This window comes from Pseudomonas sp. C 49-2, from assembly GCF_003970195.1.
Lineage (GTDB): Bacteria > Pseudomonadota > Gammaproteobacteria > Pseudomonadales > Pseudomonadaceae > Aquipseudomonas > Aquipseudomonas canadensis.
Genome location: NZ_RXYG01000001.1, coordinates 549,966 through 561,650, shown reverse-complemented (window position 1 = coordinate 561,650; position 11,685 = coordinate 549,966). Strand labels below are relative to the sequence as shown.

15 protein-coding genes are annotated in these 11,685 nt (G+C 61.7%); 2 read left to right on the top strand and 13 right to left on the bottom strand.

Going from position 1 to position 11,685, the window contains the following annotated elements; genetic code table 11:
* The first annotated feature begins 14 nt into the window (after positions 1–14).
* Positions 15–917, top strand: coding sequence for a LysR family transcriptional regulator (locus EJ576_RS02655; RefSeq protein ID WP_122729606.1), 903 nt, complete (start codon positions 15–17; stop codon positions 915–917).
* Here EJ576_RS02655 and EJ576_RS02650 read toward each other — a convergent pair.
* Positions 912–1,529, bottom strand: coding sequence for a hemolysin III family protein (locus tag EJ576_RS02650; RefSeq protein WP_010207192.1), 618 nt, complete (start codon positions 1,527–1,529; stop codon positions 912–914). The genes EJ576_RS02655 and EJ576_RS02650 overlap by 6 nt on opposite strands.
* A 144-nt stretch (positions 1,530–1,673) precedes the next feature.
* On the opposite strand from EJ576_RS02650, the gene EJ576_RS02645 reads away from it, so the two are divergent.
* Entirely contained in the window at positions 1,674–2,594 is a 921-nt protein-coding gene (locus tag EJ576_RS02645; RefSeq protein WP_126569518.1) for a LysR substrate-binding domain-containing protein, read from the top strand.
* Between the two features lie 104 nt (positions 2,595–2,698).
* Here the strand turns inward: EJ576_RS02645 and madM are convergent, their stop codons facing one another.
* From madM to EJ576_RS02585, 12 genes are all read right to left on the bottom strand, one after another.
* Positions 2,699–3,463, bottom strand: coding sequence for a malonate transporter subunit MadM (madM, locus tag EJ576_RS02640; RefSeq protein ID WP_123474961.1), 765 nt, complete (start codon positions 3,461–3,463; stop codon positions 2,699–2,701).
* A gap of 1 nt (position 3,464) precedes the next feature.
* On the bottom strand, positions 3,465–3,869 hold the full coding sequence (gene madL, locus EJ576_RS02635; RefSeq protein WP_015886323.1) for a malonate transporter subunit MadL: 405 nt from the start codon (positions 3,867–3,869) through the stop codon (positions 3,465–3,467).
* Between the two features lie 67 nt (positions 3,870–3,936).
* Positions 3,937–4,836 carry a malonate decarboxylase subunit epsilon gene (mdcH, locus tag EJ576_RS02630; protein WP_122729611.1) on the bottom strand — a complete coding sequence of 300 codons (900 nt, stop codon included), beginning with the start codon at positions 4,834–4,836 and terminating at the stop codon, positions 3,937–3,939.
* The gene (locus tag EJ576_RS02625; RefSeq protein ID WP_126569517.1) at positions 4,833–5,420 is read right to left on the bottom strand and encodes a malonate decarboxylase holo-ACP synthase; all 588 of its coding nucleotides are present in this window, start codon (positions 5,418–5,420) and stop codon (positions 4,833–4,835) included. Before EJ576_RS02625 ends, mdcH begins: the two co-directional genes overlap by 4 nt.
* Positions 5,414–6,184 (bottom strand): biotin-independent malonate decarboxylase subunit gamma, encoded by a 771-nt coding sequence (gene mdcE, locus EJ576_RS02620; RefSeq protein ID WP_126569516.1) that lies wholly within the window; start codon positions 6,182–6,184, stop codon positions 5,414–5,416. Before mdcE ends, EJ576_RS02625 begins: the two co-directional genes overlap by 7 nt.
* Complete coding sequence (locus tag EJ576_RS02615) at positions 6,181–7,023, bottom strand: biotin-independent malonate decarboxylase subunit beta (RefSeq protein WP_122686890.1); 843 nt, start codon at positions 7,021–7,023, stop codon at positions 6,181–6,183. Before EJ576_RS02615 ends, mdcE begins: the two co-directional genes overlap by 4 nt.
* Complete coding sequence (locus EJ576_RS02610; RefSeq protein WP_015886328.1) at positions 7,016–7,315, bottom strand: malonate decarboxylase subunit delta; 300 nt, start codon at positions 7,313–7,315, stop codon at positions 7,016–7,018. The genes EJ576_RS02615 and EJ576_RS02610 overlap by 8 nt, the downstream gene beginning before the upstream one ends.
* Complete coding sequence (locus EJ576_RS02605) at positions 7,315–8,148, bottom strand: triphosphoribosyl-dephospho-CoA synthase (RefSeq protein WP_126569515.1); 834 nt, start codon at positions 8,146–8,148, stop codon at positions 7,315–7,317. The genes EJ576_RS02610 and EJ576_RS02605 overlap by 1 nt, the downstream gene beginning before the upstream one ends.
* Positions 8,149–9,819, bottom strand: coding sequence for a malonate decarboxylase subunit alpha (gene mdcA, locus EJ576_RS02600; protein WP_126569514.1), 1,671 nt, complete (start codon positions 9,817–9,819; stop codon positions 8,149–8,151).
* A gap of 297 nt (positions 9,820–10,116) precedes the next feature.
* The gene (locus EJ576_RS02595; protein WP_126569513.1) at positions 10,117–10,356 is read right to left on the bottom strand and encodes a DUF6124 family protein; all 240 of its coding nucleotides are present in this window, start codon (positions 10,354–10,356) and stop codon (positions 10,117–10,119) included.
* Positions 10,357–10,684: 328 nt separating this feature from the next.
* Positions 10,685–11,104 (bottom strand): hypothetical protein, encoded by a 420-nt coding sequence (locus EJ576_RS02590; RefSeq protein WP_122729624.1) that lies wholly within the window; start codon positions 11,102–11,104, stop codon positions 10,685–10,687.
* On the bottom strand, positions 11,082–11,465 hold the full coding sequence (locus EJ576_RS02585) for a polymorphic toxin type 44 domain-containing protein (RefSeq protein ID WP_122729626.1): 384 nt from the start codon (positions 11,463–11,465) through the stop codon (positions 11,082–11,084). The genes EJ576_RS02590 and EJ576_RS02585 overlap by 23 nt, the downstream gene beginning before the upstream one ends.
* Positions 11,466–11,685: the final 220 nt, after the last annotated feature.

Sequence of the window (11,685 nt, the reverse complement as noted above, 5' to 3'; positions counted from 1 at the left end):
GTTATGGACTTGCCATGCGCTTGCGTCATATCGAAATCTTCCAGGCCATCCGCCAAACCGGCTCCGTCAGCGCCGCCGCGCAGTTGCTGCACGTGTCGCAACCGGCAGTGACCAAGGTGTTGCAACACGCCGAATTGCAGCTGGGCTTCCCCCTGTTCCTGCGGGTACGCGGCAAATTGCAGCCCACCCCGGAAGCCCTGGCGCTGGAAAGCGAAGTGGAGAAAGTCACCGAAAGCCTGCAAGGGGTGCGGCGCCTGGCCAAGAGTCTGCGCCGTGCGCCGGGCCAGAGCGTACGCATTGGCGCGATCCCGGCGCTGGCCCTTTCGTTGCTGCCACCGGCGATTCTGGAATGGAAGCGCGACTATCCGGACATGGCCTGCGAGCTGTCCAGCGACCACAGCCGCGAGTTGGTGCAAAAGCTGCTGATGCGTGAGATCGACCTGGCGCTGACGCTCAACTTCTCCGGCCATCCGGGGTTGACCACGCAGGTGCTGGCCAACGGTGTGCTGGTGGCACTGGCGTCCAAAGGCTATTGGTCCGACGCCGAGCTGAGCCAGCCGCTACCCCTGGCGGACCTGGCAGGCACCGCATTGATTGGTCTTTCCAGCGCCGACCCGCTGGCAGCGAAACTCGACAGTTACCTGGAAAACGTCGACCCACCGCCGCGGGTGACAATCTCCGTACAAACCTACTCCCTGGCCCGCGCCATGGTGGAGTCCGGCGCCGGCCTGACGGTGATCGACCCCTTTACTGCCCTCGGTGCCTCGACAGCCACCACGTGCATCCGCACACTCACGCCGCCGCTGCCGATTACCCTGTACGCCCTCACCCGAGCCGATGAACCACCGCCGCACATGCTGGCCAATCTGCTGCAGATTTTTGGCCACCGAGCCCGTGAGCTTCTGGAGCGTTTATAGGACGTAATGCATGATCGCCACGAAGTGCAGCAAACTCCCGCCGATCACAAACAAATGCCAGATCCCATGGGAGTGGCGAAGGCGATCCTCCAAGGCAAAAAAGATGATGCCGACGGTGTATAAAACGCCGCCCGACGCCAGCCAGATAAACCCCGCCGTGCCCAATGCGGCGAGCAGCGGCTTGACCGCCACCAGCACGATCCAGCCCATCACCGCGTAAATCACGATCGACAGGATGCGCGCCTCGGAGCGCGGCTTGATCTCCTGCAGGATGCCAATCACCGCCAGCCCCCACACGATGCCAAACAGCGTCCAGCCCCACGGCCCTCTCAAGGTCACCAGGCAGAAGGGCGTGTAACTGCCGGCGATCAGCAGGTAGATCGAAAAGTGATCAACCTTTTGCATGATCTCTTTTCGACGCCCACGCACGCTGTGGTACACCGTGGACGCGCTGTACAGCACCATCAGCGTAAAGCCGTAAATCGCCACGCTGACGATCTTCCAGGGGCTGCCGTCCAGGCTTGCCACTACCAACATCCATACGGCGCCAATACACGCCGCGACTGCACCGAGCAAATGGCTCCAAGCGTTGAATCGTTCCCCGTGGTACATGTGCCGCTGACCTCCTGTAACCGTTAAGGGCTGACGGGCAAGCGTCCAGCCTTGCGCATAAGAGTGCAAGTGGCGTGTGACGTTCCGGGGACGGCGCGCGGTTTTGCGGGCACAATCGAGGGTATTCGAACAAGAGCCACGGCCATGCTGATCGACGAAGAATTCACCCTCAAAAAGCTCGAGATCTTCCTGGCGTTCATGCGCACCGGCAACCTGGCCCGCGCTGCCGCCGAGCTGCAAACCAGCAACGTCAGCGTGCACCGCGCCATCCATTCCCTGGAAAATGCCCTGCGCTGCCCGCTGTTCAAGCACGAAGGGCGCAACCTCACGCCGCTGGAAAGCGCCTACGTCTTGGAAGAACGCGCACAGAAGCTGGTGGCCGATGTGGTCGACAGCGTACGCCTCACCCGCGAAGCGGCCGGCTTCTCGGCCGAACGCTTCAAGCTCGGCTCACTGTACTCGCTGACGGTGAAGACCGTGCCGCAGCTGATCATGGGCCTGAAGATCCGCCGCAGCGAACTCAATATCGACCTGATCCTGGGCTCCAACTTCGACCTGCTCTACAAGCTCAAGAACATGGAAGTGGACGCGATCCTCATCTCCCTCGACGAGCACGCCAACGACCCGGACTGCGAACAGATTGCCTTGTTCTCCGACGATATCTTCCTCGCCACCCCGGCGGATTCACCGCTCGACCGCGATCAACAGATCGACCTGGCGGATGTGCGCGACGCAACCTTCATCACCCTCACCCAAGGCTTCGCCACGCACCAGGATGGCAATCGCGTGTTCAAACAGGCGGGGTTCGAGCCGAAGGTGGCGATGCAGGTCAATGACATCTTCACGCTGTTGAGCATGGTCAGTTCAGGCGTGGGTTATGCGCTGTTGCCGGGCAGGATTGCGGCGGTGTATGAGAACCGCGTGAAGTTGATACCGCTGCAACCCCGGTACCGGTTGCAGCAGCATATTGGCGTGGTGTTCTTGAAGGCCAAGGAGCGTGACCCGAACTTGCTGGCGTTGTTGGCGGAGTGTCGGATGTATGCCAATCGCCAAGCGACAGTCTGACAAACCGCTATCGCGGGCAAGCCCGCTCCCACATTTTGATCTGTGAACACATTCAAATGTGGGAGCTGGCTTGCCTGCGATAGGGCCCTCACAGACGATTCAAATCAACCGACCAACCCGCGCACGATGAAATAGAGCAACGAAGGCCCGAGCAGGCAGCCCAGCCCGGTGTGGAACGTCGCCGTCAGCGCGCCATACGGCACCAACCGCCGATCTGTCGCAGCCAAGCCAGCGGTCACGCCGCTCACCGTGCCGGCCAACCCACCAAACACCATCGCCGAACGCGGGTTATCCAAGCCCATCCAGCGCGCCGCCACAGGCGTACCGACCATCACCAGAATCGCCTTGATCAACCCGGTGGCAATCGACAGCGCCATCACATCCGACGTCGCGCCAATCGCCGCACCGGTCACCGGGCCGACGATATAGGTCACGGCACCCGCACCGATGGTGGTCATGCTGATCGCATCGCGATAACCAAAGGCCCAGGCCATGCTCGCACCGACGATAAACGGCAGGATCGTGCCCAACAGCAGCGCAACCACACCGATCATCCCGGCCTTGCGCGCCTCAGTGGCTTGCACTTCAAACGCGGTGGCGACGATGGCGAAGTCGCGCAGCATCGCGCCGCCCATCAGGCCGATGCCGGAGAACAGCGCCAGGTCCGCCAGGCCTTTCTGGCCGCCGGTGATCGTGCCGCCGACCCAGGCCAAGACCAGGCCTATGACAATGGCTATCGCCGAGCCATGGATGCGCCCGAAGGTCAGGCGCTTGGACAGCACCACCGAAATCCACATGACCACGCCAACGAAGGCAAACGCGGTAATCAGGCCGTTGTGTTCCAAACCTTTTTCAATGAGATCCCACATATCAGCGACCTCCTACCGGTGCGATCAGCGGCTCTTCATCGGGCAGCGGTTCACCCTTGTGCGTGCGGCTGATCAGGGCGATGGTGCAACCACATACCACCACCGACCCAATCGCGGCGAGCACCGCCACCGGCCCACCGTGCAGGGCGGTGACCACGTTTTGTTGCGCAGCCATCGCCACCACCACGGGGATGTACATCGCGCCCCAGAAGCCCACGCCCATTTCGCAGTCCTTGGTCATGCCGCCGCGCTTTTGCATCCACAGGCGGGCGCAGATCAGCAGGATCATCGCGATCCCCACCCCGCCCACGTTGGATTTGACGCCCAGCAACACGCCAAGCATGTCGCCCATGATCACGCCCGCAAGCGTGCAGATCGCCAGCAGTGCCACACCGTAGATAATCATTGTTGTTGTCCTCAAAGTGCTCGATCGAAATTGTTGTTGTTGTGCTTCGAAAGCCTTGGGTGATGCTTTATCGGTGGCGGCGCTCCTCCTCTTGCAGCAGGGTCTGCAAGGTGTCCAGGCGCGCGCCTTCGCAGGCGATCACCGTGCCTTGTTCGAATACGCGGCGTGACAGGCCAGTGAGCACGGCGCCGGGCGGCAGTTCGATTTGCAGGCGCACGCCGCGCTCGTAGGCGCTTTGCACGGTGCCGCGCCAGTCGACGATGCGACACATGTTGAAGGCCAGGTCGTCGCGCAATTGTTCGGGGTTGTGGATCGGCCGCGCACGGGTGCTGCTCAGGTAGGTGATACGCGGTGCCTTGAGCGGCACGAAGGCGTGCGCCAAAGCCTGGGCTGGCTGCTCCAGCAACGCGCAATGAGACGGCACGCTGACAGCCAGTCGCTTGGCGATGCCGTTGCCTTTGATGCGACTGGCGACAAGCCTCATGGCCTGGTCGCTGCCGGCGATCACCGTCTGGTTGTCGGCGTTGATATTGGCCAGGTACACCGGGGTTTCGGGGCTGTGGATTTCGGCCAGCAGGTTTTCGACGGTGGATAACTCCGGGCCGATGATCGCGGTCATGCCGTAGCCCTGTGGATAAGCGTTTTGCATCAGCTCGCCGCGCAGGCTGACCAGCTTGAGAGCGTCGGCGAAATCCAGCGCACCGGCAATCACCGCTGCCGGGTAAGCACCGATGGACAGCCCTGCGACGTAATCCGGCGTGTGCTGCAGCAAGCGGGCGTGGGCCACGCCGGCGATCAGCAGGCAAAGCTGCACGGCGCGAGTACTCGCCAGGGCGTGCGCCGAATCCAATGCACGAACGTCTTCACCCAAGGCTTCGCTGGCGTGTTCCAACACATCGGCCGGCAACGCCTGGAGCATGCCGGGGCGTTGGGCGCCCTGGCCGGGGAAGACAAGAAGGCTGCTCATGCTACGGCCTGCCAAGGGTCGAGGACGAGGTGCGCACCGCTGACCGTTTTCAACAGCACCCGCCGCGATGGACCGGCCCATTCGCGCAGGGCGATAGCGCCGAAAGGTGTTTGCAGTTGCATATCCACAGCGCACGCGGCTTTGTCCAAGGCTGCCAGCAAGTCGCGTGCATCGTTGCGATCCAGCGGCTCGGGCGTGCGCAGAATCAGGTCCAGATCGCTCTGGGCATGCAGCGCTTCAATGCCCGTGGCCAGCTCAAAACCCGCGCTGCCCGTAACCCCCCAATTCAAGGGCGCCAGCACCGGCCGCAGTTGTTCCAGTGCCTGCAAGGCCGGTAAGTCCCGTGTCGAGGCAACATCACGCAGCGCTTCCGGCGTTACTCGCCGCTGCACCGCGGCAATCGGCATTTCGGCGGCAAACCGCTGCTCGCGCAAACGCCCGCGCACGCCTACCGCGACCCAGCCCGGCGTGACGGTGGCACGACGCACCACCACCGTGCCTACTGCCTCCACCGCCCACGCCGGAGCGTCAGCAGGTAGATGCGCCGGGGTCATGCCCCAGAGCAAGTCATGGGCGTTCACCATTGTTCCCGCAGCAGTTGGCGTACGTGGCTGGAAGCCGCGCGGTTGGTCGCACCAAGGCGGCCGCTCAAGTCGATGCTGCCAATATCCTTGATCGCACTCACCAGGCAATCGCTGACCCGCGCCACATCCTCCGGCGTGGGCTGTTCAATCTGGCTGACCGACAAGGTTTCCCACAGCAACCCCAGGCTGGCGTAACTGTCGATGTCGTAGGCCATGGGCGGCACGCTGGCGGCCAGGGCTTCCAACTCTTCAACGCTGCGCAGCGTCACGCGCGCGGCCGAGGCCTTGCCCATGGCGTGCACCATCACACCGGGATCGCGCAGGGCAATCAGGCGATTGGCTTGGTACCCATGAGCGAGAAACGCACCGGACATCGCCTTGCCGACCAACAGCGCAATCACCGGGTGCCCCGCCAGACGCGCACGGGCATAGCTGTCGGCGGCGGCGGCCAAGGCCTGGTGGATGCCGAGGGCTTCTTCGCGACGGCCATAGGCTTGGCTCGGTACATCGACGATGGCGATGATCGGGCGCTTGTCGCCAAGGGCGATGGCTTCATCGACGGCCTTCGCCAGACCCCAGCCTTCCAGCAGGCCGACTTCGCCGTTGCGTGCGCGGGGGAAGCGGTTTTGCGCGTCGGTGACCACAGCGATATAGCGCACGGGTTGTTCAGCCAACACACCATCGGCGACTTTCAACGAGTGTGGCAAACCCTCAACGGCTGTCGCTCCGGCACTCAATGCGTTGAACCACTGCAAACCTCTCATGAGCGATCTCCTTGAAACAGCGCGCGTACCGTCGCCGGGTCGATTTGCGGCGTTGCGTCCAGTTCGGCCAAGCGCGCCAGGTAATAGTCGGCCTGACGACTGCGTTGTTGGGTGGGCAGGCCTTGTTGCAGCAATGCGCTGACGGTCTGTTGAATCTCGGCCACATCGTCAGCGACATAGCGATCGGCCAAGCCGCTGTTGAAGCGTTGCTCACCGCCGGTCAGGCTCCAGATGAAAGGCCGGTCGCGGGAGTCGTACTCCTCAAGCCCCGCTTCCTGTTCGATGACTTGCGGGCCATTCAAACCCAGGCGTGCTTCGCGGGTGACAACAAGGTAACTGCACAACCCGGCCGCGATCGACATGCCGCCAAAGCAACCGACACTGCCCGCCACCACGCCGATCACCGGCTGGTGTTGGCGCAGATCGACAATCGCCGCGTGGATATCCGCGATGGCCGCCAGGCCCAGGTTGGCTTCCTGCAAGCGCACGCCACCGGTTTCCAGCAACAGGACGGCGCAGGTGGGAATGCCCTTGCGATTGTCCTCGGCCGCCAGCTCCAAGGCGCCAGCGATTTTTGCACCGCCGACTTCGCCGAGGCTGCCGCCCTGGAAGTTGCCTTCAATGGCGGCAACCACCACAGGCTTTGCGTCGATGCTGCCCTTGGCGATCACCACGCCGTCATCGGCCTGCGGCACTACACCTTGGCGACTGAGCCACGGCGACATGACGCGCTGGAACGGGTCGATCAATTCGCGGTAGGAACCGGCGTCCAGCAACGCCTTGGCCCGCTGCCGAGCGCCCAGCTCAACGAAGCTGTGTTTGGCGAGTAAGTCAGTCATGGCCGATCTCCTCGAAACCCTGCTCCAGGCGCAAACGCACCACGCCGGGGGTGGCACCGAAGTCGTGGATATCAATGTTCAAGGCCGGCGGGGTCTGCTCCTGGAAGATGCGCTCGAACAGATGCTGCCAGCGTTGCTCGGCGCCATTCACCGAGGTTTGCACCTGGATGGTCAGCGTGCCCGGCGTACCCGGTTCCAGCAGCACCTCCAGATCGCCCGAGCCGACGCAACCCACCAGCGCACGGCCTTTTGGCGGCTGCCCGGCGGGGAATTCAAAGGACAAGGTTTCCATCACAACGCTCCGTCGAGGCGGTCGATAAACAGGCAGGCAGCCAACAGGTCGGCGGCGCCGCCGGGGGAGGCATTCAGGGACAGCAGTTGAAGGTCTAACTCATGCAGTTGGCGACGCCCGGCCAGCGTTGCGCTGCCACCTGCATCGAGCACCGCTTGAGCGCCCTGCTGCATCGCTAACAGGCCTTCGGGACCGGCGCGGTAAAGCACGCAGGTGTCGGCCAGTTCGGTCATGATCGCCAGCAAGGCGTCCAGGCGGGCGTTCTGTTCGCCTGCATTTTGCTGGCGGCTTTTATGCAGTTGCGGCAAGCCACGTTGCACCACCGAGGGAAAGCCCAACTGGGCTTCTTCACGGGCACCGCGTGCGCCGTAGCGCTGGGCAACCTGGGCGCCGTGACTCATCGGTTGCGGGGCATAGCGGTCATTCAGCAAGGCTAATCTGGCGGCGTTCAGGGTGATGGCGCGTGGCTCCAGCGCCGCCGCTGCGGTGAGTAAACCGAGGGCCCAGATCGCGCCGCGATGGGTATTCACGCCGTGGGTGGTGACGAGCATTGCTTGCTCACCTTCACGCCCGATACGGCCGAGGGCTTCGCGCAGGGGCAAGCCGACTTCACCGAACTCAATCGCGGCTTCAGCCATCTCCTTGAACATCGGCCACAGCGACAACGCCGAGGCGTGCATCAGGCCCAGGTGCAGATCGCTATGGGCGCCGTTGCCGCGACGGTCCACCAAGGCAGGTTTGGGCGACAGGTCCGCTTCATCGATTAGCGCATCGACGGCCATGTCCGCCAGGCGTTCAGCGAGGCTCAATTCATGCAGTTTGAGTGCGCGCATTTACCAGCTCCTGAATTTGGCGGGCGGGTTGTACAGGCCACCGGACCAGTCCACCAGGTCGGCCACGCTTTTGGCGGCCAACAGTTCGCGGGTGGCGTCGGTGCGGCGGATGCCCAAGTCTTCGGGCAAGGCAATCAACCCTTCGCGGCGCATGCGCGCGGTGTCCTTGGGGTTGTGGCGCATGCCGATGGCGGTGACGCCTGCAACGGCAGCGATCATCGCCTGCCGCTCTTCCAGGGAGCGCGCCTTGTACAAATAGGCAATGCCCTCTTCGGTGAGCAAGTGGGTGACGTCATCGCCGTAGATCATGATCGGCGCCAGGGGCATGCCGCTTTTGCGGGCGACTTCCACAGCATCGAGGGTGTCGACGAAGGTGGGTTTGCCGCCTTCCTGGAAGGTCTCGACCATTTGCACCACAAGTTTTTTGCCGCGCTCCAACAAGGCTTCGGGCGCATCGTCGTGGCGCATATCCAGCCACGCCGGCGTGCCATGGCGGCGACCGCGCGGGTCGTGCCCCATGTTCGGTGCGCCACCAAACCCAGCGAGGCGGCCACGGGTCACGGTAGAGGAATGGCCGTCACCGTCGACTTGCAGCGTCGCACCGATAAACAGGTCCACCGCGTATTGGCCGGCGAGTTGACAAAACATCCGGTTGGAACGCATCGAGCCGTCGCGGCCGGTGAAGAACACATCCGGCCGTGCGGCGATGTAGTTCTCCATGCCCAGTTCGGTGCCGAAGCAATGCACACTTTCCACCCAGCCGCTTTCAATTGCAGGAATCAGCGTGGGGTGCGGGTTGAGGGTCCAGTTGCGGCAGATCTTGCCCTTAAGGCCAAGGGATTCACCGTAGGTCGGCAGGATCAACTCGATGGCGGCGGTGTTGAAGCCGATGCCATGGTTAAGCGACTGCACATTGTGTTTTTCGTAGATGCCACGGATCGCCATCATTGCCATCAACACGTGCACCGGCTTGATATGGCGCGGGTCGCGAGTGAACAGCGGCTCGATATAGAACGGCTTGTCGGCCACCACCACAAAATCCACCCAGCTCGCCGGGATATCCACGCGCGGCAAATCGGTGACGTCATCCACCAACTGGTTGACCTGCACGATCACGATGCCATCGCTGAACGCGGCGGGCTCGATCAGCGCCGGGGTGTCTTCAGTGCTGGCGCCGGTGTAGATATTGCCGGCGCGGTCGGCCATGAACCCGGCGGAAAGCACCACGTTGGGGATCAGATCCACCACCAGCCGCGCATAGAGTTCGATGTAGGTGTGGATCGCGCCGATTTCCAGCAGACCGTCTTCCAGCAATTGGCTGATGCGCAGGGATTGGGTACCGGCGAAGGAGAAATCCAGCTTGCGGGCGATGCCTTTTTCAAACAGGTCCAGGTGCTCGGAACGGCCGACGCTGGGCATGATCATGTGCAAATCGTGGAGCTTGGACGGGTCGGCTTTGGCGAGGGAGCGCGAGAGGAAATCCGCCTGCTTCTGGTTATTGCCCTCCAACACCACACGGTCGCCGGGCAGGATCAGGGCCTCAAGCGCCTCGACGATCCTGTCACTGGGCAACACCGCCCCGTCTGCGTATTTTTTGACCAGCCCGAGCCGCCGCTGCTTCTCGTCGCGCCGCCGCGTCCAGCGCGAGTCGGGGGTGATTGTTGTTGTCATGGTCGCTCCACGGGTTTGCTGTCGTGGGCTGTACCTTAGGAGTGATTCAGAGGGCCATCAATCAAGCTCGGCGGCGGATTATTACGGCTGGAGTAACGAAGTCCTTGCGAATGCTGATCGTGAGCCTGATGACATCAAAATGTGGGAGCTGGCTTGCCTGCGATAGCGGTGTGTCATCTGGCGACAAGTCGACTGGTAGTCCGCCATCGCAGGCAAGCCAGCTCCCACATTTGATCGATGGTGTTGGTTAAATAGCGGTCCCAATCAGGGAACAATCAGTCCCTGTTTAGGACCGTTTCAAGAGGCTGGCGACGGGCTGACTTGCTCCAACGCTCTATCAACCAACAACTGCCCCAACTCCGCCATTTGCTGAATCCCGAGCATGACTGCGCGCTGGGAGGTGTCCAGGTCGAAAGCGAGATTGCGGGTCAGTGCGTTGAGGGAGGACAGGGTTTCGCTGGCGTTGACCAGCAGGGTTTCGGTGTTTTCGTGCGGGTTTACGGTGAAGAGCGGCGGGTTGGGGGTAGGTTTGGCCATGATGAAGCTCCTAAACAGTGAGTGAGGAGCGCCACCGCTCGCTTGCACGCGAATGAGGGTGGCGACCGTGCGCAGGTGTGCAAGACCGGGCCTGTTTAGGACACCCAGCAGGCCCGAAGACCTCCTGCGCGCAGCCGCCATAAAGCAGCGAGCACAAAAAACGCCCGTTGGATGGCTGGGCGTTCGTACGCCTAAACAGTTTCGTCGGACTTGCACGTCCGTGTCACCGTTTTTTGCGATAACAGGACGAAGACTAGGCGCGCTGACGGCACGCGACAAGTTCATGCACAGCCCAAAATCTTGCAGGAAAAATCCGAAGCCAGCCGGTCTACAACTTCATGTCTACTCTCACAGCCCCCAAACCTTCAAGCGGATAGCTGCGGTACTCATAAACCTCACCACGAACAGTGAGGTGGATGACGCCATCCTGCCGGGTCACTTGAACATCCGGCGCTTTGGTTTTCAAAAAGGGATGTGCCGAAACCAGCGCTGTCAGTATCTCCCGATCACTACCTAAGTCTTTATGAACGTAGTACCTGTAGGAAAATCCCACTGTCGCGCCGCCCTGACCGTCACGTGCTCCATAAATTGAGCTGCCGTTGCCCAAGGAGTGTTTCAAAACCACTTCGTCCAAATCCGGTGTACCGGATGACATGATCCAATTGCCCCCGATATAAATCAGGCAGGCTACCAGCAGGCAGTTGCGCAGGACCGGCAAGAGGCCCTTAGTAGCCCTGAGAAATTGCATACTCAATACCCCTCCTTATCCAATATTGATCTCGAGGATCATCGCCAAAAGGGTCTGCGCCCCACCATGATCCAAATTCCGGCTTGGTGGTTTTTGCGAATGCTTGAGCGACACCTGCTGCCCGTAACAGAACATGCTCGGGAATGCCCAGCACCGTACCTGTAGCACCATAATTGAAGTTACCAAAAGCTTCGTACTGACGCCCTCGCTTCTTGTAGTTCCATGGGCCGGCAGCCCTGACCTGTGAGTAAAACCAGGAATAAGCGAATGCCGAGCCTGGCTGGAGATGAGTGCCTTTACACTTGGCGGTCGCCATATTTTCGAGAAGAGAAACACCCGGCGGCATTAACGGTACGGCCATTTGCGAATCCTTGCTGGCTGTGAGGAGCGCTGAACCTAGCACCCCACCTGGCACTGAACATCCCGCGCAATCCAGATACAGAACTTGCCTACAACAACTCCATCCCGTTCCGACATATTGGTTTTCTCCACACAGAGCCTGGGAACGAGCGCGATTTAGTGTAGGAGCTGGCTTGCCAGCGATAGCGGTGGGTCATTTGTTAATGAGTGGGCTGGCAGAC

Coding starts and splice junctions, on each gene's coding strand:
- mdcE (WP_126569516.1), bottom strand. CDS start 6,184: ATGAGAGGTTTGCAGTGGTTCAACGCATTGAGTGCCGGAGCGACAGCC.
- EJ576_RS02650 (WP_010207192.1), bottom strand. CDS start 1,529: ATGTACCACGGGGAACGATTCAACGCTTGGAGCCATTTGCTCGGTGCA.
- madM (WP_123474961.1), bottom strand. CDS start 3,463: ATGTGGGATCTCATTGAAAAAGGTTTGGAACACAACGGCCTGATTACC.
- mdcH (WP_122729611.1), bottom strand. CDS start 4,836: ATGAGCAGCCTTCTTGTCTTCCCCGGCCAGGGCGCCCAACGCCCCGGC.
- EJ576_RS02625 (WP_126569517.1), bottom strand. CDS start 5,420: ATGGTGAACGCCCATGACTTGCTCTGGGGCATGACCCCGGCGCATCTA.
- EJ576_RS02615 (WP_122686890.1), bottom strand. CDS start 7,023: ATGACTGACTTACTCGCCAAACACAGCTTCGTTGAGCTGGGCGCTCGG.
- EJ576_RS02590 (WP_122729624.1), bottom strand. CDS start 11,104: ATGCAATTTCTCAGGGCTACTAAGGGCCTCTTGCCGGTCCTGCGCAAC.
- EJ576_RS02610 (WP_015886328.1), bottom strand. CDS start 7,315: ATGGAAACCTTGTCCTTTGAATTCCCCGCCGGGCAGCCGCCAAAAGGC.
- EJ576_RS02605 (WP_126569515.1), bottom strand. CDS start 8,148: ATGCGCGCACTCAAACTGCATGAATTGAGCCTCGCTGAACGCCTGGCG.
- madL (WP_015886323.1), bottom strand. CDS start 3,869: ATGATTATCTACGGTGTGGCACTGCTGGCGATCTGCACGCTTGCGGGC.
- EJ576_RS02645 (WP_126569518.1), top strand. CDS start 1,674: ATGCTGATCGACGAAGAATTCACCCTCAAAAAGCTCGAGATCTTCCTG.
- EJ576_RS02585 (WP_122729626.1), bottom strand. CDS start 11,465: ATGGCCGTACCGTTAATGCCGCCGGGTGTTTCTCTTCTCGAAAATATG.
- mdcA (WP_126569514.1), bottom strand. CDS start 9,819: ATGACAACAACAATCACCCCCGACTCGCGCTGGACGCGGCGGCGCGAC.
- EJ576_RS02595 (WP_126569513.1), bottom strand. CDS start 10,356: ATGGCCAAACCTACCCCCAACCCGCCGCTCTTCACCGTAAACCCGCAC.
- EJ576_RS02655 (WP_122729606.1), top strand. CDS start 15: ATGCGCTTGCGTCATATCGAAATCTTCCAGGCCATCCGCCAAACCGGC.